Source organism: Micromonospora sp. NPDC047644 (assembly GCF_040704315.1).
Lineage (GTDB): Bacteria > Actinomycetota > Actinomycetes > Mycobacteriales > Micromonosporaceae > Micromonospora.
Genome location: NZ_JBEYSY010000002.1, coordinates 558,208 through 580,307, shown reverse-complemented (window position 1 = coordinate 580,307; position 22,100 = coordinate 558,208). Strand labels below are relative to the sequence as shown.

Here is a 22,100-nt window from a genome sequence, read left to right as displayed (position 1 = left end):
GTGCCCCTGTGGGTGCGACAGAGGGGGAGGCCGACACGTCGACCTCGCCCCGGGAGTGCCCCTGATGACCGCAGAGCAGTTCGCCACCCGTCACATCGGTCCCGGCCCCGACGACGAGCGTCGGATGCTGGAGGTCGTCGGGCACGACTCGATCGACGAGCTGATGGACGCCGCGATCCCCGAGGTGATCCGCTGGCACGGCACCCTCGACCTGCCGGAGGCCGCCACCGAGGCCGAGACGATCGCCGAGCTGCGGGCCCTCGCGGCGCGCAACACCGTCGCCGTCTCCATGATCGGCCTGGGGTACCACGGCACGCACACTCCGGCGGTGATCCGCCGCAACGTCCTGGAGGACCCGGCCTGGTACACGGCGTACACGCCGTACCAGCCGGAGATCAGCCAGGGCCGGCTGGAGGCGTTGCTGAACTTCCAGACGATGGTCACCGACCTGACCGGCCTGGCCACCGCGAACGCCTCCATGCTCGACGAGGGCACCGCGGCGGCGGAGGCCATGACCCTCGCCCGCCGGGCCTCCAAGACCAAGAGCGGCGTGTACGTCGTCGACGCCGACGCCCTGCCGCAGACCATCGCGGTGATCACCAGCCGGGCCGAGCCGCTCGGCATCGACGTGCGGGTCCTCGACGTGCAGCGCGACGAGTTGCCGGAGGAGTTCTTCGGCCTGCACCTGCAGTATCCGGGGGCGTCCGGGGCGGTGCGCGACCACGCCGGCCTCGTGGAGGCGGCGCACGCCGTCGGCGCCCTGGTGACCGTGGCGGCGGACCTGCTGGCGTTGACGCTGCTGCGCGCGCCGGGGGAGATCGGCGCGGACATCGCCGCCGGCACCACCCAGCGTTTCGGCGTACCGATGGGCTTCGGTGGGCCGCACGCCGGTTACCTGGCGGTGCGCTCGGGCCTGGAGCGGATGCTGCCCGGGCGTCTGGTCGGGGTGTCACGCGACGCGGACGGCAACCCGGCCTACCGGCTGGCGTTGCAGACCCGTGAGCAGCACATCCGCCGGGAGAAGGCGACCAGCAACATCTGCACCGCGCAGGTGCTCCTGGCCGTGATGGCCGGCATGTACGCCGTGTACCACGGCCCGGACGGGCTGCGCGCCATCGCGACGCGTACCCATGCGATGGCGGCGCGGCTCGCGGCCGGGTTGCGCGCCGGTGGGATGGACGTCGCGGACGTCGCGTTCTTCGACACCGTCACCGTGACCGTGCCCGGCAGGGCTGCCGAGGTGGTGGCCGCCGCCGCGCAGCGTGGTGTCAACCTGCGGCTGGTCGACGCCGACCGGGTGGGGGTGTCCTGCGACGAGACCACGACCGCCGCGCACCTGGCGCTGGTGTGGGCGGCGTTCGGGGTGCCCGCGTTCGACGGCGACGGGGACGCGGCGCTGCCCGTCGACCTGATCCGCGGCAGCGACTTCCTCACCCACCCGGTGTTCCGCAGCCACCACTCGGAGACGGCGATGCTGCGCTACCTGCGGCGGTTGTCGGACTTCGACTACGCCCTGGACCGGGGCATGATCCCGCTGGGCTCGTGCACGATGAAGCTGAACGCGACCACCGAGATGGAGCCGGTCAGCTGGGCGGAGTTCGCGAACATCCACCCGTTCGCCCCGGACGCGCAGACCGTCGGGTACCGGGAGATGATCGGTCAGCTGGAGTCGTGGCTGGCCGAGGTGACCGGGTACGACGCGGTCAGCGTGCAGCCCAACGCCGGTTCGCAGGGTGAGCTGGCCGGCCTGTTGGCGATCCGCTCGTACCACGCGTCGCGGGGGGAGACGCACCGCGACGTGTGTCTGATCCCGTCGTCGGCGCACGGCACGAACGCGGCGTCGGCGGTGATGGCCGGGATGCGGGTCGTGGTGGTGGCCTGCGACGACGACGGCAACGTCGACCTCGTCGACCTGGACGCGAAGATCGACAAGCACCGCGACGCGCTCGCCGCGATCATGGTGACGTACCCGTCCACGCACGGTGTGTACGAGACGGGCATCGCGTCGCTGTGCGCGAAGGTCCACGACGCCGGCGGGCAGGTGTACGTCGACGGGGCGAACCTCAACGCCCTGGTCGGGTTCGCCAAGCCCGGTCAGTTCGGGGCGGACGTGTCGCACCTGAACCTGCACAAGACGTTCTGCATCCCGCACGGCGGCGGTGGCCCGGGGGTGGGCCCGGTGGCGGTGCGCGCGCACCTGGCGCCGTTCCTGCCCGGTGACCCGCTGGGCGCGCACGTCGACGCCACCCCGGCGATCTCGGCGGCGAAGTACGGGTCGGCGGGGATCCTGCCGATCCCGTGGGCGTACCTGCGGATGATGGGCGCCGAGGGGCTGACCCGGGCCACCGGTGTGGCGGTCCTCGCCGCGAACTACGTGGCGGCCCGGCTGCGGGGGCACTTCCCGGTGCTGTACGCCGGCAACAAGGGCCTGGTGGCCCACGAGTGCATCCTCGACCTGCGGCCGTTGACGAAGGCGACCGGGGTGACGGTGGACGACGTGGCGAAGCGGCTGATCGACTACGGCTTCCACGCGCCGACGATGTCGTTCCCGGTGGCGGGAACGCTGATGGTGGAGCCGACCGAGAGCGAGGACCTGGCCGAGCTGGACCGGTTCTGCGACGCGATGATCGCGATCCGCGCGGAGATCGAGCAGGTGGGTTCCGGGGCGTGGCCGGCGGGGGACAACCCCCTGGTCAACGCGCCGCACACCGCGTCGATGGTCAGCGGTGACGAGTGGTCGCACGCGTACCCGCGGTCGGTGGGCGCGTACCCGGCCGGGGTGGACCGGGCCGGGAAGTACTGGCCGCCGGTGCGGCGCATCGACGGCGCGTACGGCGACCGGAACCTGGTCTGCTCGTGCCCGTCGCCGGAGGCGTTCGAAGACTGAGCTTGGCGACGGGCGTGCCGGGGCGGGCGTTTGCGAGCCGCCCCGGCAGCCGCGACGACCTGGGCGTGGTGTCCCTTACCGGGGGACTAGCCTGGTCGGCGGCGGCTAAACGGTGACGCTGAGTGGTCGGTCAGGCCACGAGGGCGTGGCGGGCGGGGCCGCGGTGCGGTGCGATGCTGCTGCCGTCGGGGAGCAACTCACCGGTGTCCTCGAAGACGATGACACCATTGCAGAGCAGGCTCCAGCCCTGCTCACGGAAGCAGGCGAGCACTCGCGCGGCTTCCCGGTCGGTGGCTTCAGCGGAGGGGCAGGTCGGTTGGTGCTGGCACATCGGGTTCTCCGGACTGTGGGGGCACTGTGTCATGGTTCACATGACCAGTGACGCACAGTACCAAGCGAAAGTGTCCAACATCGAGCAGGTGCCCGCCTGGTGCACGGGAAATCCACTGAACGGATGAGGAAGGTTGGACCGTACGGCGTGGAAACGCTCCCAAAGGTCTGCGCCGCGACCAGCGGCCCAGTCGCGTCCGTCGATGTACCCGCCGCGCCGGCCGCGTGCCGGGGCGCGCTGACCGAACGCGCCCGCCTGCACTGGTCCCGCGGCGACGGCGGTGACCCCGCGACCCTGGCCGAGGAGTTCCTCGCCGCGCACGGCCTCCCCCTGCACGACCTGACCCGACCCGCCCCCGGCCCGCACGGCACCGGCGTCTGCGGCGCGGCGCTCTACCTGTCCGCCGCCGCCGGGGCGCTGCTGGCCGGCGCACCCGCCGGCGCACCCGAGCCCGCACCGGGCCTACCCGACCTCGCCGTCGTCGTCTACCACCACGGCCCCACCCGGGTCACCCGACCCGGACCACCACCACCGTGGTGGCTCGGCGACTGGGTCGAAAGCTGGACCCCCACCCAGCACGCCGACGCCGTCGACGCGGTCCGCGCCGCCATCAGCCGCGGCGACGTCTACCAGAGCAACCTCGTCGGCCACGCCTTCGCCCCCTACACCGGCGACCCGCTGCCCGCCCTGAACCGCCTCAGCGCGCTCCCCGGCGCCCGCTACGGCGGCGTCCTCACCGGCGACGGCTGGGCCATCGGCTGCGCCTCCCCGGAAACCCTCGTCGAGGTCACCGACGGGCAGGTGATCACCCGACCGATCAAGGGCACCCGCCCGGCCACCGCCACCGGCCGCGCCGAACTGCTCGCCAGCGCCAAGGAACGCGCCGAACACATCATGATCGTCGACCTGGAACGCAACGACCTCGCCCGCATCGCCCGCACCGGCACCGTCACCGTCGACGACCTGTTCGCCGTCCGCCGCTGGTGCGACCTGTGGCAGGCCGAGTCGACAGTGCGCGCCACCGCCGCCGACGGCCTCGGCCTCGCCGACCTGCTGCGCGCCACCTGCCCCGGCGGCTCCGTCACCGGCGCCCCGAAACTCGCCGCCCTGACCCAGATCAACGCCCTCGAACCCGTCGGACGCGGCGCCAGCATGGGCGCGCTGGGCTGGGTCGCCCCGGGCCACGTCGACCTGGGCCTGACCATCCGCACCGCCGCCGCCGACGGCCACCGACTGCACACCTGGGCCGGCGGCGGCATCACCTGGGACAGCGACGCACACGCCGAGGTCGCCGAAGCCGCCGCGAAAACCACCCCGATCCGCGCCACCCTGGCCGGGCGCTGACCGCGGCACCACACGGCGATACGCTGAACCCCATGACCATGCGGCCCATCCGGATCATCGGCGACCCTGTCCTGCGCACCGGATGCGAACCGGTCACCACCTTCGACGCCGAGCTACGCGCCCTCGTCACCGACCTGATGGACACCCTGCTCGGCGCCCCCGGCCGCGCCGGCGTCGCCGCACCCCAGATCGGCGTCAGCGCCCAGGTGTTCGTCTACGACGCCGACGGGCACCGCGGCCACCTCATCAACCCCACCCTGGAACTGTCCGACGAACTCCAGGACGACGACGAGGGCTGCCTGTCCATCCCCGGGCTGTACTTCCCGACCGTGCGGGCCCTGCACGCCACCGCACACGGCGTCGACCAGAACGGCGAGCCGCTGACCATCACCGGCAGCGGATTCCTCGCCCGCGCCCTGCAACACGAGACCGACCACCTCGCCGGGCGGCTCTACGTCGACACCCTGCGCGGCGACACCCGCCGCCGCGCCCTGCGCGAGATCCGCGCCGGACGCTTCGACTCACCCAGCCGCCGCAGCTAGCTCACCCACTGGTCGTGGCCCAGCTTCGCGACCAACGCCACCACCACCACCAGCAACACCACCCGCACGAACCCTGCGCCGCGCCGCAACGCCATCCGCGCCCCCAGCACCGCGCCGGCGATGTTGCACACCGCCATGCCCGCGCCCAACAGCCACCACACGTGCCCGGTCACCGCGAACACCACCAACGCGCCCAGGTTCGTCCCCGCGTTGACGACCTTCGCCATCGCCGAGCCATGCACGAAGTCCGCACCCACCAGGGCGGTGAACGCCAACACCAGGAACGTGCCGGTACCCGGGCCGATCAACCCGTCGTACAGGGCGATCCCCACACCGGCCACCGCGATCACCGCCGCCACCCGCACCGTGGTGCGCCTCGACGGCACCGCCACCACCCCCATCCGGGGGCGTACCAGCACGAACACCGCCACCGACACCAGCACCACGAGCACGACCGGCCGGTACGCCGACGCCGGCACCGCCCCGGCCAGCGCCGCGCCCACACCCGCGCTGAGCACCGCGAACCCCGCCGCCGGACCCGCCACCCGCCAGTCGACAGTCGTCCTACGCGCGTACGTCGCCGCCGCCGTGGCCGTGCCGAAGATCGCGGCCAGCTTGTTCGTGCCCAGCGCGGTGGCCACCGGCAACCCCGGGGCAGCCACCAACAACGCCGGCAGCAGCAACAACCCGCCACCACCGACCACGGCATCGACCCACCCGGCCATCGCGGCGGCGGCCAGCAGAGTACTCAGCGTCACGGCGTCCACGGGCGGCAATTCTGCCCACCCGACACGCCGCACCTGGCACCCGAGTGGCCAGCCTCACCTGCTCAACGACCCCGCGTACGCCGCAACCACACCCCCAACGCGCCGACCGCCACGAACACCAGAACCGAACACAGCAACACCTTCACCACCCGGCAACCATGCCACGGGCACGTAAGGTGCAGGAGTGCGCCTGGCCACCTTCAACCTGCTGCACGGACGGTCCCTCACCGACGGGCTCGTCGACCCCGACCGACTCGCCGCCGCCATCGGGGCCCTCGACGCCGACGTACTCGCCCTGCAGGAGGTCGACCGCGACCAACGCCGCAGCGGCAACCTCGACCTCACCGCCATCGCCGCCCGCGCCCTCGGGGCACCCCACCACCGTTTCGCCGCCGCCGTCGTCGGCACCCCCGGCGAACAGTTCCGCCCACTGCGCCACGAAGACGACGGCCACGGGGAACCCTGCTACGGCATCGGCCTGATCAGCCGACACCCCGTACTCAGCTGGCAGGTCACCCGACTCAAACCGGCGCCGGTACGCTCACCGGTCTACGTGCCCGGCCCCCGCGGCGGTCTCATCCTGCTGCACGACGAACCCCGCGTGATCCTCGCCGCCGTCCTGGACACCCCGCACGGCCCCCTCACCGTCGCCGCGACCCACCTGTCCTTCGTGCCCGGCTGGAACGCCCGCCAACTCCGTCAGACCGTCCGCGCCCTGCGCGCGCTACCGGGGCCCCGCGTCCTGCTCGGCGACCTCAACCTCCCCGCCGGCGCGGCCCGACTCATCTCCGGCTGGCACCCCCTGGGCCGACGCCCCACCTACCCGTCCGGGCAGCCCCGCGTCCAACTCGACCACATCCTCGCCGACCGGCACGCCCTCACCGCCCTCCCACCCGTACGCGCGGTCACCGCACCGTCGTCCACCATCTCCGACCACCGCCCCCTGCTGGTCGACCTCGGCTGAGCATCACCGCCAACCGGCAACATCGCGCCTCACGGATGTCTAAGGTGGGGCATCACCGACACCACGCCGTCGCGCCATCGCCACCCCCGACACCACAGGGAGCCGACCGTGAGCGACACGCCGGACACCGTCGTCCTCATCCACGGATTCTGGGTCACCCCCCGCAGCTGGGAACACTGGGTCACCCACTACCAGGCCAAAGGCTTCCAGGTGCTCACCCCCACCTACCCCGGGCTGGAGGGCGAGGTCGAGGCCATCAACGCCGACCCCAGCCCCCTGGAGACGCTGACCGCGCCGCAGGTCATCGACCACCTCATCGAAGTCGTCGCCGCGCTGCCCACGCCGCCGATCATCATGGGCCACTCCGCCGGCGGGGCATTCACCCAGGTGCTGCTCGACCGCGGCTACGGCGCCTCGGCGGTCGTCCTCAACTCGGCGCCCACCGAAGGCGTCAGGAACATCCCGTTCTCGCAGCTGCGTTCCACCTTCCCGGTGCTGCGCAACCCCGCCAACCGGCACCGCGCCGTCGGGTTCACCTTCGAGCAGTGGCACTACGCGTTCACCAACACCTTCGACCAGCAGGAGTCCCGCGCCCTGTACGAGCGCTACGCCATCCCCGCCGCCGGCGGCATCCTCTGGGACAGCGTCCTGGCCAACCTGCTGCCCGGCCCCCAGGACATCGCTGTCGACTACCACAACGACCAACGCGCCCCGCTGCTGTTCATCTCCGGCTCCGAGGACCACATCATGCCGCCCAGCGTGCAGCGCTCCAACGCCGCGCACTACACCGGCGACACCATCACCGAGGTCGAGCTCTTCGAGGGGTACGCGCACCTGCTGCCCGCCCAGCAGGGCTGGCAGCGCATCGCCGACGTCGCCCTCGACTGGGCCCTGCGCCACGCCCGGTGACCGCCCCGCCTCACCGCCCCGACCGTACGGCCTGACGCTGCCCTCGGCCGGCATCAACGAGCCCCGGGCACCCGCGCCGTCCTCAACGTCGGCGGGGGAGCGGACCACCCAGTCGCAAGATTCCCTCAAGATCATTGCATCGACGGGCGTCGACGATCATGCTGGTCGACACGCCACGATCAACCCGTCGGAGGCCACATGAGACGCCAGCGACAAACCCTCATCGCCGTGTCCACCCTCATCGCCCTCACCCTCACCACCGCGGCCACCCCCGCCAACGCCCACACCACCGCACCACCCGACCAGGTCACCGCCCTCACCGCCCACCAGGCCGACGGATACACCACCCTCGCCTGGCAACCCGTCGACGGCGCCACCGACTACCAGATCGAACGCACCCCCGTCGACGCCGACAACACCCCCACCGGCGTACCCACCATCGTCGGCATCTGGCGACCCAACCGCCAAATCAACCAACAGGCACCCACCTTCGCCGACGCCGGCTACCACCCCGGCGACACCTTCCAATGGCGCGTACGCGCCCGCACCGGCACCACCGAACAGCCCTACTCCGACCCGGTCACCGCCACCACCACCGCACCCTGGGGCAACCCCACCACCCCCGGCGAGCAACTGCGCACCGGCTGGGAAACCACCCGCGCCGCCCAATACACCACCGACACCGACGAGTACGCCTACACCGCCGCCATCGACGCCCTCAGCGACCGCGTACGCGTCGTCGAACTCGGCCGCACCGTCCAGAACCGACCCATCAACATGATGGTCATCGGCCACCCCACCCCCGCGGCCACCCCGCAAGCCGTCGCCGCCACCGCACCCGTGGCCATCAACTGCAACGTGCACGGCAACGAACCCGGCGACCGCGAAGCCTGCCTCATCATGGCCCGCCAACTCGCCTTCAGCACCGACCCCCGCATCACCGACCTCCTCAGCCACACCACCGTCCTGATCGTCCCCACCATCAACGGAGACGGCCGCGCCAACAACACCCGCGGCAACTCCACCGGCCAGGACCTCAACCGCGACTACTCCCTGATCCGCCAACCCGAAACCACCGCGTACATCACAATGGTCCGCGACTACCGACCCGTCGCCGGCTACGACGGCCACGAGTTCGGCAACTCCCGCGCCGGCGACCTGCCGATGCTGCCCCCACGGCACCAGAACGTCGCCCAACCCATCTTCGACCAGTCCCAGGACATGATCGAAGGCCACATGTACGCCAAGGGCGCCGAAGCCGGCTGGTGGGCCTGCCCCTACGGCTGCGAAGGCGGCGGCAACGTCGGCCTCAGCGAGGAAACCATCCTCCGCAACACCCTCGGACTCAAGAACGTCACCAACTCCCTGCTCGAACTCCGCAGCTCCGGCGGCCAGACCCGCCCCGACGAGGGCAACACCGCCAACAACCGACGCCGCAAGACCTACTCCGCACTCTGGACGTTCCACCAGTTCCTCGACTACCACCGCGCCGACCGCGCCGACATCCTGACCGCCCGCAGCGACGCCATCGAATCCCAAGCCGCCAACACCGGCCGGCTCGTCTTCCGCGGCTCCCGCCCCATCCCCGCCCACCCGGCACCGCACCCCGGCGACAGCCCACCACCACTCGACGCGCCCCCCGCCGACCTGATCCTCGACACCCCACCCTGCGCCTACAAACTCACCGACGCCCAGTACAACGGCGCCCGCACCGACGGACCCGGCGGCGTCGGCACCACCGTCGCCCAACGCATCGCCGCGCACGGCTGGAAGGTCATCACCATCGGCGACGACCACTACGTCCCCCTCAACCAACCCGAACGCGGCCTCATCCCCCTGCTCCTCGACAGCAAGGCCGTGGAAAAGCTGACCGACGGCGAACGCGTCCACCCCACCCTCACCGGCCGCCGCAACGGACCCCTGACCGTCACCGGCTTCACCTGCGCCGACGACGCCACCATCAACGGCCCGGTCACCGTCCGAGCCGGCGCGGCACTCGTCACCACGGCAACCACCATCAGCGGGCCCCTCACCGCCACCGGCGCCGCCGGCGTCCTGCTCGCCGACAGCACCATCAACGGCCCGGTCCGCATCGCCACCACCGGCACGATCTCCATCATCGACGCCACCGTCGCCGGCCCCGTCGACCTGTCCGGCAACACCACCGCCACCGACGCACCCGTGCTGGCCGGCACCACCATCCGCGGCCCACTCACCTGCACCGGCAACAACCCCACCCCGCACAACCTCGGCATCGCCAACACCGTCCACGGCCCCCGCACCACCCAGTGCGCGGCACTCTGACCGACCACTAGCGAGCCAGCACGCCGGCGGCGCGGACCGACACCCGCGCCGCCGGCACCCACCAGCAACAGCGCACCCGTGGAGGCCGCCGTGCCGCACCCCGCCACCGCACCGCGAAACCCCCGACCATCCCGCACACCGCACGACGCTCGACGCGTCCGCCGCACGCTCGGCCTGCTCCTGCCAGCCCTGCTCCTGGCCGCCTGCACCGGCAACCCCGCAACCCCGCGCACCGACGCCGCACCCGCGAGCACCGCACCCCAACCCACCGGACCCCTCTGCGCCGCCCTACCCACCGGCACCGACCCCGGCAACCCGAGCTTCCTCGCCGGGCAACCCGTCGAGGCGGCGCTGCGCTGGATCCCCACCCTCACCACGTTCGAAGCGGCACTGCGCACCAGCGGCGTCCTCACCGACCTACCCGCCGGCGACGGCGTCACCCTCCTGGCCCCCTCCGACGACGCCTTCGCCGCCACGTTCTCCGAGGACAACTGGGACGACCTCATGACCCACCACACCGAACAGCTCCGCACCCTGCTGAAAGCCCACCTCATCACCGGCAACCACCCGATCGCCGACCTGAGCACCGCCGGCACCGCCACCACCCTCGACGGCGTCAGCGTCACCGTCACCCGCACCGGACCCACCGCCCGCCTCGGCGGCCGCGCCGACACGGTCTGCGCCGACTACCAGGCCACCAACGCCCGCATCCACATCATCAACGCCGTCCTCGGCCCCCTGCCCGTCACCGCCGACGGCACCGGCCACCGCGCACACTGACCACCCTCACCCCGGCGGCACCAGACCCGCCAACGCACGGTTGGTCCGATTGGCGCGGACCGCGTCACGCTGCTGCCCGGCCGTCACCTCGATGTACGTCTGCGACGACGCCAACGACGCGTGCCCCAACAACCGCATGATCTCCGCCGCGCTCGCGCCGTCCTCCGCCAACCGGGTCGCGAAGGTGTGCCGCAGCGCGTGCAGCCGCGCACCCCGCGGCACCCGGTCACCGATGCCGGCCCGCCGGTAACACGACTCCACGAGATACTGCAGACCACCTCGGCGCAACGGCTCACCACGCCGATCCACCAGAAACGGCGAGTCGGGGCGTACCGACCGCGAACCGAATCGCCGCACCCGACTGTCCAGGTAGTCCCGCAGCACCCGGTCCAGATCCGCCTCGATCGGCACCACCCGAGGCCGCCCACCCTTGCCGACCACCTCGACCCGCCGCTCACCGGGCCGACCGCCGAGCGAGTCGACGCGCAACGCCAGCAGCTCCGACAACCGCAGCCCGGCGCAGAGCGCCACCGCCAACACCGCCACGTCCCGCTCCGGCCACGGGTCGCGTTGCCGCCCGTCGTCGCGCGCGACGGACGCCAGCAGCACCTCGGGGGTGTCCGCGCCGCGCAGCGGCTTCGGCTGGGGGAGTAGCGCCCGGGGACGCCCGACCGCCGGCATCGGGTTGCCCGCCACGAACCCGTCGGCGACCAGGAAGGTGAAGAAACTGTTCCAGGTGGACCAGGCGCGGTGCACCGACGCGGGCGCCCGGGGGGCGGCGAACCGGGCGAAGGCCGCCCGCATCACCCGGGGGGAGAGGTCGGTGATCGACAGTGCGTCGAGGGGGAGGGGAGTGGCCTCCGCGACCAGGGCCGCGACCGTGTGCAGATCCCTGCGGTACGCGGCCAGGGTGTGCGGGGAGGGCTTGCGGGTGGCCCGAGCGGTCAGGAACTCCTCGATCAGCACCCCGAGCGATTCGTCCTTTTTGTCATGCATAAGGGATATTATGCAGCATTTTCGGGTTTCCTGGAAGGGGACCGGCAGAGGGGGAGAAGATGCCAGCACCCCGGCGATACGTCCTCACCGGAGCGCCCGGCGCCGGCAAGACAACAACCATCGAGGCCCTGCGCCGCAGGGGACACCTCACCGTCCGAGAGGCCGCCACCGACCTCATCACCGAAAGGCAGGCACGGGGGTACGCGCAACCGTGGCACGACGACGACTTCGTCGACACCGTCGCCGCGCTGCAACACCACCGGCAGACCGGAACCGACGCCGGTCGGCCGGTGCAGTTCTACGACCGCTCGCCGCTGTGCACTCTGGCACTGGCCCGCCACCTGGGCAGACCGATCGGCCCGACGCTGACCGCCGAGGTGGACCGGATCATGCGCGAACGCACCTACCAACGCCTGGTCTTCCTGATCAGCCCCCTGGGCTTCATCCGGCACACCGCCGCGCGCCGGATGAGCTACGCCGACGCGCTGGCCTTCGCCCGCCTGCACCAGCAGGTGTACGAGGAACACGGGCACCACCTCGTCGACATACCGGCCGGACCGGTGCGGACACGGGTGGCCCTGATCGAGAAACACGTATCGTGCGGCACATGACGTCACCCGCTGCCACCTGCCCCGAGTGTGGGCGGCCCGGGACGCCCAGCGTGTACCGGGATCCGGGCGACCCCGTGGAACGGGTCTGTCCCGAGGGGCACCGGTGGCAGGCGACCGACCGACCCGGATGGTCGCCGACGGCGACACCCGCCGCGGTCGCCGCACCCCGCGAGGCGACGATCCGGACCGGCGCCGACCGGGTCGACCGGGACGGGCGGCGTTGGCTGGTCGGCACGGCCAGCGACGTCGCCTGGCTCGCCGGGCGTACCACGCCGGGTTTCTCGGTCACCGCCGCGATCCCGCAGGTGTTCGAGGCGTACGGCACGTTCCACCCGCCCGCCGGCGTGGACGTCGACGCCCACGAACACGCGGTGATCGACGAACTGGTGGGGTGCACATCCGATCAGCCCTGGTGGCTGGGTTTCCTCGACACCGGCGCCCACGACGTGGTCTTCCCGCACGCCCGGCGGGTGTCGCTCTACTGGGATTGGTCGTACGTGCTCATCGAGGCCGGGCCGGAGCAGGCTCTCACCTGGCGGACCGGTCACATGCGTGGCGACGGGGCGCTGCCCGACCTGTTCTTCCCGGCGGATCGGTCCTGGCTCGTCTCCGCCCTGTGGGACGACACCTGGACCGACATCGGCGCCAGCGCGGCCGTGCTCACGGCCCTGCGCCGCAACCCGCTTGTCGACGCGCGTCTCGTGGGGCCGGACGAGGACGCGTGCCCGCCGGGTCTGACGCGCGACTGACCACTGCCGGAGGTGGCCCTGAAAACCCCTTACTTTACATAATGTGCATTATCGAATCAGCTTTACATCGTTCCGGACCGATGCGACCTTGCCCCATGGCAACTGGCGCAAGGCCCTAACATTGCCCGGGTGATCGAGGATTTCGTGGAGCGGCTTCTGCACGACATGGCCATCCTCGACCCTTGCACAGCGGTGGTCGACGCTGGCGAACAAGACGTCGACGGGCTTACCGACTACGGCCCCGAGGGCCATCAGGCCCGCGCGGACCGGGTCGCCCGCGCCCTGCGCGAGATCGAGGCACTGCCGGCCGGGACCCCGCTGCACGCCCACCTCGTCGAACGGCTGCACACGCGTGTCGCCTTCCACGACGCCGGGGAGGATCTGCGCGAACTGCACGTGGCGGCCACCGGTCCCCTTCAGCTCATCCGCCAAGCCGTCGAAGCCGCGGTTCCCGGCCGCGACGCCGAGAACGCGGCCTTCGAGGAGGGCTGGGCTCGTGTCGGCGCACGCATGGCCGCGATCCCTGCGGCCCTGGAGGGGTACGCCCGCAGCCTCCTACTCGCCGCGCAGCGCGGCGATGTGCCGGCGCGCCGTCAGGTGGAGCTCGTCGCGCAGCGCTGCCCCACCTGGACTGACGACGATGCTGCCCTGGTGGATCGCTACGGCGAGGGGCGTCAGCGGGCGTCGTTGCAAGCCGCAGCAGCGGGCTCGCGAGCGGCGTACCAGAAGCTCGCCGAGAGGCTGACCGTCGACCTGGCACCACGGGCAGTTGAGGAGGAGGCGTTCAGTCGGCAGCGGTATGCGCTCTGGGTGCGTACCTTCCTCGCGGCCCAACCTGACCTGCGCGAGCTGTACGAGTGGGGTTGGGAGGAGTTCAGAGCGACAGAGGCAGAGCTTCTCGCTGAGGCGGAGGCCCTGGGCGGCAGCGTGCCGGAGGTGCTCGCCCGGCTCAACAGTCCCGACGCACCTGGCACGCTGCACAGCAGGGAGGCGTTCGCTGCGTGGCTGCAGGACCTGTTGGAGTCGACTACCGAGAGGTTGGACGGTGTCTACTTCGACATCCCCGCCCCGCTTAGGCGCATCGAGTCGCGGTTGGCCACGTCGTCCGGCATCGCGTACACAGGGCCGTCACGGGACCTGGCGCGGCCGGGCCGGGTCTGGTGGTCGGTCCCGGAGGGCGCAGCGACATTCCCTACCTGGTACGCCTACAGCACCGCCTTTCACGAGGGGGTTCCCGGCCATCACCTCCACCTCGGCGCGGAAGCCTGCCGGGGCGGCCTCGGGCAGCGGTTGAACCTGCTCGGCGGCCTCTCCGGGAGTCAGGAGGGTTGGGCGCTGTATGCGGAGCGGTTCATGGACGAGCTCGGGTTGTATGAGCAGCCAGGTGCTCGACTGGGGTACCTGTACATGCAGCTCCTGCGCGCCGCGCGGGTCGTGCTCGACATCGGCCTGCACCTGCGGCTGGCGACGCCCTTCGGCGATGGAGCCGTGTGGACGGCGGACGCGGCGCTGAAGCTGTTGCGGGATCGCTGCCATCAGGGGGCCTACGCGTCCGCCGAGCTTGCGCGTTACCTGGGTCGGCCTGGGCAGGCGTTGGCCTACAAGGTGGGTGAGCGCGTGTGGCTGGCCGCCCGTTCGTCCTTCCCTGGCGACCGGCGCGCGTTCCATCGTCAGGCGCTGGAGTTGGGTTCGATGGGCTTGGATCAGTTGACGGTGGCTCTTCGGGGTGACCGAGCACCACTCGCGGATCGCAGTGAAACCCGTCAGGGACCGCGTAGCTAGCCGGACAAGGCCCGCTCCCCCAGCTCGGGCTGTCAGGTGTGCGAACGGCGCAGCCAGTCCTGGGTGAGCGAGCGGGGCCGCCGGAGTTCAGTGCGGCGAGCACCGTCGCGACGACCTCTGGGGTGCGGTGGCCCAGGGCGGCGTCCAGATGTGGGTGCAGGTCGGTGGGAGCGGCGTCGAGCCAGTCTGGGGGTGCTTCGAGTGGTGGGTCGTCGGGCAGGTTGCGGCTGTGACGGGCGATGGTGACACCGGGGCAGACGAGGAGCAGGCCGCGGACGAGGTCGGGTCGTTGGCGGGCGATGCCGGCGGCCAGGTACGCGCCGTAGGAGCCGCCGGCGAGGAGGACTGGCGTGTCGAGGTGGTGGTCGAGCCAGGCGCAGACGGTGTCCAGGACCGCCTGGGAGGTGGGTGGGCAGTGTGCGGGGGTGTCTCCGTGGCCGGGTAGGTCGAGGTAGATCTCTCGGAGGCCGGTGCCGGCGAGGGCGGGGTGGAAGGCGGCGGCCGTGGCGGCGCGGCTCGTGCTGAACATGGGTAGGCACACCACCGCTGGTCCGGTTTCCGCTGTGTGGTCGAACGCCAGGTTCATCGGGGGTCCTCGTTGGGGTTGTCGGTGGTGGGATTCAAGTTCAACGTCTCATGCCGGGTGGGCAGCGGGTGAAAGTGGTCTGCGTCTTCGGCGGGTGGTGTCTACAGTGGTGCGCTCCGGCCGCTGCCCGTTCACCGCGAACGGCGGGGCCGCACATCACCACGGGGGAACGCCTTGACGAGTAAGTCTGTCCGTATTGTGGTTGGCCTGGTCGCGACCGTCGGCCTCGTTGTGGGCTGCCAGCCTGCCGAGAAGGAGAATGAGGGGGCCGGCGCGCCGTCTCCGACCGTGGCGCCGAGCCCGACCGTCGACGTGGCGGCGAACAGCAGGCAGGTCTGCGACGCCAGTCTCGTTTTTGTGAAGAAGCACTACGTCGCGATGGCTGACGATGCGATCGCCGCGATCGACAAGCCGCTGAGTGCCAAGGAGGCGGGCGCGAAGGTTCGCGGTCACTACACGGCGCTGTTGCAGGACTTGAAGACGGCGGCGCCGACCGCTGTCGATCCGCAGGTGCGGAGCGCGCTGGAGACCCTGGCTGCGGGGGTGGAGAAGCACCTGGCCGGTCCGAAGGCCACCGAGATCGAGGCGCCGGATCTCGACCCGCCGCTGAAGGCGTTGGACACCGTCTGCGGTCGCTGAGCGTCGTGGGCACCGGCCGGGTCGGTCGGTGCCCACGAACCGGGGGTACGGGTCAGGTCCAGGGCACCTGTGGGGACGGGTAGAAGTCGACCTGTTGCAGTCGCCAGCGGGGTGCCTGCTCCCCCAGTCTGGTGCGGAATGATTCCCAGTCGTGGCTGGCGGTGGTGGACCAGCCGAGTTCGGCGATCGCCGGTAGGCGGGGGAAGGCCATGTGTTCGATGTCGTCGAGGGTGCGCAGTGTCTCGGACCACAGTGGGGCCTCGACGCCGAGGATGGCGTTCTCGCCGATGCCGGTGACCCGGGTGGCGGGGTCCCAGCCGTACGCGTCGGACACCTCGATCAGGCCGGCCCAGCGTAGGCCGAGGCGGGTGTTGGCGTCGTACTTCATGTCGAGGTAGGCCTTGTTCGCCGGTGACATGACGACTTTGGTGCCGCGGGCGGCGGCGGCGACGAGGCTGGCGTTTGTGGTGCCGGTGCCCCAGAACTGGGCGACGTCGTCGGTGGAGGTGTCGGCCTGGGTGATCTCGTTCCAGCCGTAGGCGCGTTTGCCGTACTTGGTGACCAGGGGCAGGACCCGGTTCATGAAGGTGCGGTAGTCCTCGTCGGTGGTCGCGTGGGCTTCGTCGCCGCCGATGTGCAGGAATGGTCCGGGGGTGATGGCCGCGATTTCGCGGATGACGTCCTCGACGAAGCGGTAGGTGAGTTCGTCGTTGATGCAGAGGGAGCTGTAGCCGACGGCGATGTCGGTGCGCGGGGGCGGTGCGACGCCGTCGCAGTTGAGTTCGGGGTAGGTCGACTGGGCGGCGTTGGTGTGTCCGGGCATGTCGATCTCGGGGATGATCGTGATGTGTCGTGCGGCGGCGTAGGCGACGACGGCTTTGTAGTCGGCTTTGGTGAGGTATCCGGGGCCGACGCCGTCGACTCCGGTGCCGGGTCCGCCGCCGACGGTGGTGAGGCGGGGCCAGGAGTCGATCTGGATGCGCCAGCCCTGGTCGTCGGTGAGGTGCAGGTGCAGGTAGTTGATTTTGTACTGGCTGAGCAGGTCGACGTAGGCGGTGATGTCGTCGACGGTGTGGAAGTGGCGGGCGAGGTCGAGCATCGCGCCGCGGTAGGCGAAGCGTGGGTGGTCGATGATTCGGCCGCCGGGGATTGTCCAGGTGGTTCGCTGCCGGTCGGGTGCCTCGATCTGGGCGGGGAGCAGTTGGCGCAGGGTCTGGGTGCCGGCGAACAGTCCGGCGGGGGTGTTGGCGCGGATGGTGACGCTGCGGCGGGTGACGTCGAGTTGGTAGCCCTGCTGGCCGATGCGGTCGTCGGTGCCGCCGATGAGCAGGGCGATCTCGGGTAGCGGGGTGGAGCGTACGGGCAGGACGGGCAGGGCGTGGCCGGTGGCGGGGCGCAGTGTGGTGGCGAGTTGGTGGCCGACCTGCCAGGCGGCGGCTGAGCCGGGGGTGGTGCGGATGACGGTCAGGGGGGTGATGCGGAAGGTGTTGTGTGCGTCGGGGTGGGTTTCGACCGGGGCGGGGATGACGTCGCTGAGGTGTCGGGCTGGTGCGGCGGGTGCTGCGGCGGCGGGGGTTGCGGGCAGGGTGACGGGTAGCGTGAGTGCGGCTATGGCCAGCAGCCGTGTGGTGGTGTGTCGGCGACGCACGGTACCTCCAGGCCTCGTCATGATCGACGTCTGTCGATTGGATACGCAGGTTACCGGCGTTTCGCCCGCACTGTAAACCTTCCTTAAGATAAGGCTCGTCACGGCGGTGCGTGTCGCCGTCCTCACGTGCGACGCACGCTGGGGAATTCCCGGAGTGGGTCGTGCCGTTGTCCGTTCGGAAGATCAGGTTCGGATGATCGAATGGGAAGTGCCATGCACATGCGCTCAGACGCGGTAGTGCTGTTCGGCGTCACGGGAGACCTCGTCTCGAAGAAGCTGTTTCCGGCGCTGTACGAGTTGACCCGGCGCGACCGACTCGACGTTCCGGTGATCGGTGTGGCCCGCTCCGCCTGGGACGATCAGCAGTTGGTCACCATGGCCCGCAAGTCGGTCACCGAGGCCCAGGACGAGATCGACGACGAGACCTTCGACCGGCTCGCGGGCAACCTCTCGATGATCTCCGGCGACTACGCGGACCCGGCGACGTACCAACGGCTGGCGCAGCGGCTGCGCGACGCCCAGCGGCCGGTCTTCTACCTGGCGATCCCTCCGGCGGTGTTCGGCGCCGTCGTCGAGGGTCTGGCGGAAGTGGGTCTGGCCGACCGGGGTCGGGTGATCGTGGAGAAGCCGTTCGGGCGTGACCTGGAGTCCTCCCGTGAACTGGATCGCACCCTGCGCGCGGCCTTCGCGCCGGAGCGGGTGTTCCGCATCGACCACTACCTCGGCAAGGAAGCCGTCGAGGGCCTGTACGCCTTCCGGTTCGCCAACCGGTTGTTCGAGCCGCTGTGGAACAACGAGCACATCGACAACATCCAGGTGACGCTCGCCGAGGCGTTCGGCACCCAGGGGCGGGCCGGCTTCTACGACACCGTGGGCGCGACCCGGGACGTGCTGCAGAACCACATCCTGCAGGTCGTGGCGCTGATCGCGATGGAGGTGCCGGTCAGTGAGGACACCGCGGCGTTCCGGGAGGCGGAGGCCGCGGTGCTGCGGCAGGTCGCGCCGCTGTCGCCGGACTCCACCGTCCGGGGGCAGTACGCGGGCTACCGCGACGAGCCGGGCGTGGCGGCGGATTCGAACACCGAGACGTTCGTGGCGACCCGGTTGACGGTCGACTCCCCCCGGTGGGCGGGTGTGCCGTTCTACCTGCGTGCCGGCAAGTCCCTGGCGGGGACGGCGACGGAGGTGGTGGTCGAGTTCAAGCAGCCGCAGCGTTCGCTGATCCCGGCCGAGCGGGGTCAGGCCCCCGCCGCGAACCTGCTGCGGTTCCGGCTCGGGCGCGGTGACGGCATCACCATGTCGATCCAGGCGAAGAGCCCGGGTGCTGAGGTGGCGAGCCGTCCGGTGGACCTGTCCGTCGACTTCGGCGCGGCTCTGGGTCGCCGACAGGAGGCGTACGAGCGGCTGCTCGACGACGCGATGGACGGGCAGCACCTGCGCTTCGCGCGTGCCGAGACGATCGAGCAGGAGTGGCGCATCGTCGCGCCGATCCTGGATCTGGCGACGGCGGTGCGGTCGTACGAGAAGGGCGGTTGGGGTCCGGCGGACGCCGACGCGTTGGCCGGCGGCTGGCACGTTCCGGACCTGCGCTGAAGCCGCGACTGACGAAAGCGGCGTGACCGACTGGGGTGTCGCGGTGTCGCGACGGTGCGTGAGCCGAGTCGGTCACGGGCGCGGCGCGCGGACGCTGACTGACCGCTCAGCTCAGCGGGTCGACCGTCCGGCGACGGTGAGGTTTGCCGCTTACGTGTGCTGTGGGCACGTTGGGGGCGACGTTTCTCGTCCTCGTCGGAGAGGAAGCAGCGCATGCTTTCCGCACTCGATCGTCGGCACACCGTCGCGCCGCCCGGCTACAGCCGGTGGCTCATTCCCCCGGCGGCGTTGGCCATCCACCTCTGCATCGGTCAGGTCTACGCGACCAGCGTCTACAAGAACTCGCTGATCGCCCACTTCGACACCAGCCAGACGGCGATCGGGGTGATCTTCAGCATCGCGATCGTGATGCTCGGGTTGTCCGCGGCGGTCGCCGGGACCTGGGTGGAGGCGAACGGGCCGCGCAAGGCCATGTTCGTCTCGGCCTGTTTCTGGGCGGCGGGTTTCCTGGTGGGCTCGCTGGGCATCGCCACGAAGCAGCTGTGGCTGCTGTATCTCGGCTACGGGCTGCTCGGCGGCATCGGGCTGGGTATCGGCTACATCTCCCCCGTCTCCACACTGATCAAGTGGTTCCCGGACCGGCCGGGGCTGGCCACCGGGTTGGCGATCATGGGGTTCGGTGGTGGGGCGATGGTCGCCTCTCCCCTGTCGCGGCAACTGTTGTCGTTCTACGACGCCGGCTACGACCCGGCCAACGCGGGGTCGACGGCGTCGGGCAGCGCCCTGGTGTGGCTGTTCGTGACGCTCGGCCTGGGCTACTTCGTGATCATGATGTTCGGGGTGGCGAACGTGCGGGTGCCGGCGCCGGACTGGCGGCCGGCCGGCTTCGACCCCGCCAGCGTGGCGGCGAAGCCGCTGGTCACCACGGCGAACGTGTCGGCGGCGAACGCGGTGAAGACCCGCTCGTTCTGGCTGCTGTGGGTGGTGCTGTTCTGCAACGTGACCGCCGGCATCGGCATCCTGGAACAGGCCAGCCCGATGATCCAGGACTTCTTCCGCGACAACGGCACCTCCGCGGTGACCGTCGCGGCGGCCGGCGGGTTCGTGGGTCTGCTGTCGCTGTTCAACATGGCCGGGCGGTTCGTCTGGTCGTCCACCTCGGACCTCATCGGCCGCAAACCGATCTACCTGGTGTACCTGGGTGTCGGCATGGTGCTCTACGCGCTGCTGGCGCTCGTCGGGCAGACCTCGACGGCCCTGTTCGTGCTGTTGGCCTGCGTGATCCTGTCGTTCTACGGCGGTGGCTTCGCGACCGTGCCGGCGTACCTGCGGGACCTGTTCGGCACCTTCCAGGTCGGCGCGATCCACGGTCGGCTGCTGACCGCGTGGTCGGCGGCGGGGATCGCCGGTCCGCTGATCGTCAACGGGTTCCTCGACGCGCAGGGCGAGCCGGGCTCGCTGACCGCCGCGGCGTACCGTCCGGCGCTGTTCACGATGGTGGGCGTGCTGGCCGTGGGCTTCGTGGCGAACCTGCTGGTGCGGCCGGTGCCGAAGCGCTACCACGAGCCAGCGGCGGATGAGCACCCGGACCAGCACGCGGACGAGGACACGACGGCGCAGAGGAGTGGTACGCGATGAGTGAGGACAGCCGTTCCGGGCAGCGGGCCCGGTTGTGGATCTCCTGGTTGGTGGTGGCGGCGCTGCTCGGCTACGGGGTCGCCCAGACCGTCGTCACGGCGGCGAAGCTGTTCACCCACTGAGGTGCGCTGCGGGGTGCCGACCGACGGCACCCCGCAGCACCGTCAGAGGCCGCCGGAGACGCGCAGCACGGTGCCGGTGGCGTACGAGGCGTCCGGGCCGAGCAGCCAGGCGATGGCGGCGGCGATCTCGTCGGGTTCCCCGGCGCGGCCCAGTGGGATGCGACCGACGGCGGAGTCGGCGCGGTCGGGGACCCCGGAGTCGGCGTGGATGTCGGTGCGCACGATGCCGGGGGCCACGGCGTTGACCCGGATGCCCCTCGGGGCGAGTTCCTTGGCCAGGCCGACGGTGAGGGTGTCGGTGGCGGCCTTCACGGCGGCGTAGTGCACGTACTCCCCCGGGCTGCCGAGGGTCGCCGCCGCCGATGAGACGTTGACGATCGCCCCACCGTCGGTGAGCCGGTGGGCGGCCTGCTGGGCGCAGAGGACGTACCCGACGAGGTTGACGTCGACGACCCGGCGCAGGTCCTCGACGCGCAGTTCGGTGAACGGTCCGATCAGGCTGGTGACGCCGGCGTTGTTGACCAGGCCGGTGAGCGGGCCGAGCTGCGCGGCGGCGTCGAACAGGTCGCGCACCTGCTCGGGGTCGGTGGTGTCGGCGCGTACCGCGACGGCCTGCGCGCCGGTGGCCCGCAGGTCGGCCAGGACGGCGGTGGCGGCGGCGTCGTCGCGGCGGTAGCACAGGGCCACGTGGTGGCCGGCGGCGGCGAGCCGACGGGCGGTGGCCGCGCCGATGCCCCGGCCGCCGCCGGTGATGACGGTGACGGGTGCCACGGTGCCTCCCGGGGAGTCTGACGGCTGCGCGATGCTCCTGCCGACGCTACCGTGACCGGCGCGGCCCGGTCCTCGAGAGGAGGGTCACACGCGGACATGGCGGCGGGTGTCCCTGCTGGCCGGACGACGCCAGGCCG

Annotated in this window: 19 protein-coding genes and 1 pseudogene; 14 read left to right on the top strand and 6 right to left on the bottom strand. The window is 71.2% G+C overall.

The genetic code is table 11. The features are described 5' to 3' along the window. The first annotated feature begins 64 nt into the window (after positions 1–64). On the top strand, positions 65–2,887 hold the full coding sequence (gene gcvP / locus AB0877_RS05915; RefSeq protein WP_366607035.1) for an aminomethyl-transferring glycine dehydrogenase: 2,823 nt from the start codon (positions 65–67) through the stop codon (positions 2,885–2,887). A gap of 130 nt (positions 2,888–3,017) precedes the next feature. Here the strand turns inward: gcvP and AB0877_RS05910 are convergent, their stop codons facing one another. Further along, positions 3,018–3,218: a DUF5999 family protein gene (locus AB0877_RS05910; protein ID WP_007460326.1), complete on the bottom strand. Its 201-nt coding sequence runs from the start codon at positions 3,216–3,218 to the stop codon at positions 3,018–3,020. Between the two features lie 96 nt (positions 3,219–3,314). On the opposite strand from AB0877_RS05910, the gene AB0877_RS05905 reads away from it, so the two are divergent. Both AB0877_RS05905 and AB0877_RS05900 read left to right on the top strand, forming a co-directional pair. Then, complete coding sequence (locus tag AB0877_RS05905) at positions 3,315–4,562, top strand: chorismate-binding protein (protein WP_366607123.1); 1,248 nt, start codon at positions 3,315–3,317, stop codon at positions 4,560–4,562. 32 nt (positions 4,563–4,594) lie between these two features. Continuing rightward, positions 4,595–5,104, top strand: a complete 510-nt coding sequence (locus AB0877_RS05900) for a peptide deformylase (protein ID WP_366607033.1) — start codon at positions 4,595–4,597, stop codon at positions 5,102–5,104. Here the strand turns inward: AB0877_RS05900 and AB0877_RS05895 are convergent. Beyond that, positions 5,101–5,871: a TSUP family transporter gene (locus tag AB0877_RS05895; protein WP_366607031.1), complete on the bottom strand. Its 771-nt coding sequence runs from the start codon at positions 5,869–5,871 to the stop codon at positions 5,101–5,103. The two genes, AB0877_RS05900 and AB0877_RS05895, sit on opposite strands and share 4 nt — an antisense overlap. Positions 5,872–6,055: 184 nt before the next feature. Between AB0877_RS05895 and AB0877_RS05890 the strand changes: the two genes are divergently transcribed. The 4 genes from AB0877_RS05890 to AB0877_RS05875 all read left to right on the top strand — a co-directional run bounded on the left by AB0877_RS05890 (position 6,056) and on the right by AB0877_RS05875 (position 10,828). Continuing rightward, the gene (locus AB0877_RS05890; protein ID WP_366607030.1) at positions 6,056–6,835 is read left to right on the top strand and encodes an endonuclease/exonuclease/phosphatase family protein; all 780 of its coding nucleotides are present in this window, start codon (positions 6,056–6,058) and stop codon (positions 6,833–6,835) included. Between the two features lie 108 nt (positions 6,836–6,943). Further along, the gene (locus AB0877_RS05885) at positions 6,944–7,744 is read left to right on the top strand and encodes an alpha/beta hydrolase (protein ID WP_366607028.1); all 801 of its coding nucleotides are present in this window, start codon (positions 6,944–6,946) and stop codon (positions 7,742–7,744) included. Between the two features lie 198 nt (positions 7,745–7,942). Continuing rightward, the gene (locus AB0877_RS05880; protein WP_366607026.1) at positions 7,943–10,048 is read left to right on the top strand and encodes a M14 family zinc carboxypeptidase; all 2,106 of its coding nucleotides are present in this window, start codon (positions 7,943–7,945) and stop codon (positions 10,046–10,048) included. A gap of 90 nt (positions 10,049–10,138) precedes the next feature. Beyond that, entirely contained in the window at positions 10,139–10,828 is a 690-nt protein-coding gene (locus tag AB0877_RS05875; protein ID WP_366607024.1) for a fasciclin domain-containing protein, read from the top strand. Positions 10,829–10,834: 6 nt separating this feature from the next. Here the strand turns inward: AB0877_RS05875 and AB0877_RS05870 are convergent, their stop codons facing one another. Next, positions 10,835–11,824 (bottom strand): tyrosine-type recombinase/integrase, encoded by a 990-nt coding sequence (locus AB0877_RS05870; protein ID WP_366607022.1) that lies wholly within the window; start codon positions 11,822–11,824, stop codon positions 10,835–10,837. Between the two features lie 59 nt (positions 11,825–11,883). Between AB0877_RS05870 and AB0877_RS05865 the strand changes: the two genes are divergently transcribed. The 3 genes from AB0877_RS05865 to AB0877_RS05855 all read left to right on the top strand — a co-directional run bounded on the left by AB0877_RS05865 (position 11,884) and on the right by AB0877_RS05855 (position 14,966). Further along, positions 11,884–12,435: an AAA family ATPase gene (locus AB0877_RS05865; RefSeq protein ID WP_366607020.1), complete on the top strand. Its 552-nt coding sequence runs from the start codon at positions 11,884–11,886 to the stop codon at positions 12,433–12,435. Continuing rightward, a complete protein-coding gene (locus AB0877_RS05860; protein ID WP_366607018.1) occupies positions 12,432–13,184 on the top strand; it encodes a hypothetical protein in 753 nt (250 codons plus the stop codon). The genes AB0877_RS05865 and AB0877_RS05860 overlap by 4 nt, the downstream gene beginning before the upstream one ends. A 129-nt stretch (positions 13,185–13,313) precedes the next feature. After that, positions 13,314–14,966, top strand: coding sequence for a DUF885 domain-containing protein (locus tag AB0877_RS05855; RefSeq protein WP_366607016.1), 1,653 nt, complete (start codon positions 13,314–13,316; stop codon positions 14,964–14,966). Between the two features lie 142 nt (positions 14,967–15,108). Here the strand turns inward: AB0877_RS05855 and AB0877_RS05850 are convergent. Further along, a pseudogene (locus tag AB0877_RS05850) lies at positions 15,109–15,552 on the bottom strand (alpha/beta hydrolase); the annotation flags it as partial. Between the two features lie 198 nt (positions 15,553–15,750). Here AB0877_RS05850 and AB0877_RS05845 point away from each other — a divergent pair. Continuing rightward, a complete protein-coding gene (locus AB0877_RS05845; RefSeq protein ID WP_366607015.1) occupies positions 15,751–16,191 on the top strand; it encodes a hypothetical protein in 441 nt (146 codons plus the stop codon). Positions 16,192–16,243: 52 nt separating this feature from the next. Here the strand turns inward: AB0877_RS05845 and AB0877_RS05840 are convergent, their stop codons facing one another. After that, the gene (locus AB0877_RS05840) at positions 16,244–17,839 is read right to left on the bottom strand and encodes a beta-N-acetylhexosaminidase (RefSeq protein ID WP_366607013.1); all 1,596 of its coding nucleotides are present in this window, start codon (positions 17,837–17,839) and stop codon (positions 16,244–16,246) included. Positions 17,840–18,052: 213 nt separating this feature from the next. Between AB0877_RS05840 and zwf the strand changes: the two genes are divergently transcribed. The 3 genes from zwf to AB0877_RS05825 all read left to right on the top strand — a co-directional run bounded on the left by zwf (position 18,053) and on the right by AB0877_RS05825 (position 21,192). Further along, positions 18,053–19,432, top strand: a complete 1,380-nt coding sequence (gene zwf / locus AB0877_RS05835; RefSeq protein WP_366607012.1) for a glucose-6-phosphate dehydrogenase — start codon at positions 18,053–18,055, stop codon at positions 19,430–19,432. 213 nt (positions 19,433–19,645) lie between these two features. Then, the gene (locus AB0877_RS05830; protein ID WP_366607011.1) at positions 19,646–21,070 is read left to right on the top strand and encodes an OFA family MFS transporter; all 1,425 of its coding nucleotides are present in this window, start codon (positions 19,646–19,648) and stop codon (positions 21,068–21,070) included. After that, positions 21,067–21,192, top strand: a complete 126-nt coding sequence (locus AB0877_RS05825; RefSeq protein WP_366607010.1) for a hypothetical protein — start codon at positions 21,067–21,069, stop codon at positions 21,190–21,192. The genes AB0877_RS05830 and AB0877_RS05825 overlap by 4 nt, the downstream gene beginning before the upstream one ends. 42 nt (positions 21,193–21,234) lie before the next feature. Here AB0877_RS05825 and AB0877_RS05820 read toward each other — a convergent pair whose 3' ends face one another. Then, positions 21,235–21,963 carry an SDR family oxidoreductase gene (locus tag AB0877_RS05820; RefSeq protein WP_366607009.1) on the bottom strand — a complete coding sequence of 243 codons (729 nt, stop codon included), beginning with the start codon at positions 21,961–21,963 and terminating at the stop codon, positions 21,235–21,237. Between the last annotated feature and the right edge of the window lie 137 nt (positions 21,964–22,100).

Excerpts from the sequence above, each read along its gene's own strand:
- AB0877_RS05860 (WP_366607018.1), top strand. The coding sequence starts at position 12,432 with ATGACGTCACCCGCTGCCACCTGCCCCGAGTGTGGGCGGCCCGGGACG.
- zwf (WP_366607012.1), top strand. The coding sequence starts at position 18,053 with ATGCACATGCGCTCAGACGCGGTAGTGCTGTTCGGCGTCACGGGAGAC.
- AB0877_RS05900 (WP_366607033.1), top strand. The coding sequence starts at position 4,595 with ATGACCATGCGGCCCATCCGGATCATCGGCGACCCTGTCCTGCGCACC.
- AB0877_RS05870 (WP_366607022.1), bottom strand. The coding sequence starts at position 11,824 with ATGCATGACAAAAAGGACGAATCGCTCGGGGTGCTGATCGAGGAGTTC.
- AB0877_RS05830 (WP_366607011.1), top strand. The coding sequence starts at position 19,646 with ATGCTTTCCGCACTCGATCGTCGGCACACCGTCGCGCCGCCCGGCTAC.
- AB0877_RS05865 (WP_366607020.1), top strand. The coding sequence starts at position 11,884 with ATGCCAGCACCCCGGCGATACGTCCTCACCGGAGCGCCCGGCGCCGGC.
- AB0877_RS05910 (WP_007460326.1), bottom strand. The coding sequence starts at position 3,218 with ATGTGCCAGCACCAACCGACCTGCCCCTCCGCTGAAGCCACCGACCGG.
- AB0877_RS05880 (WP_366607026.1), top strand. The coding sequence starts at position 7,943 with ATGAGACGCCAGCGACAAACCCTCATCGCCGTGTCCACCCTCATCGCC.
- gcvP (WP_366607035.1), top strand. The coding sequence starts at position 65 with ATGACCGCAGAGCAGTTCGCCACCCGTCACATCGGTCCCGGCCCCGAC.
- AB0877_RS05825 (WP_366607010.1), top strand. The coding sequence starts at position 21,067 with ATGAGTGAGGACAGCCGTTCCGGGCAGCGGGCCCGGTTGTGGATCTCC.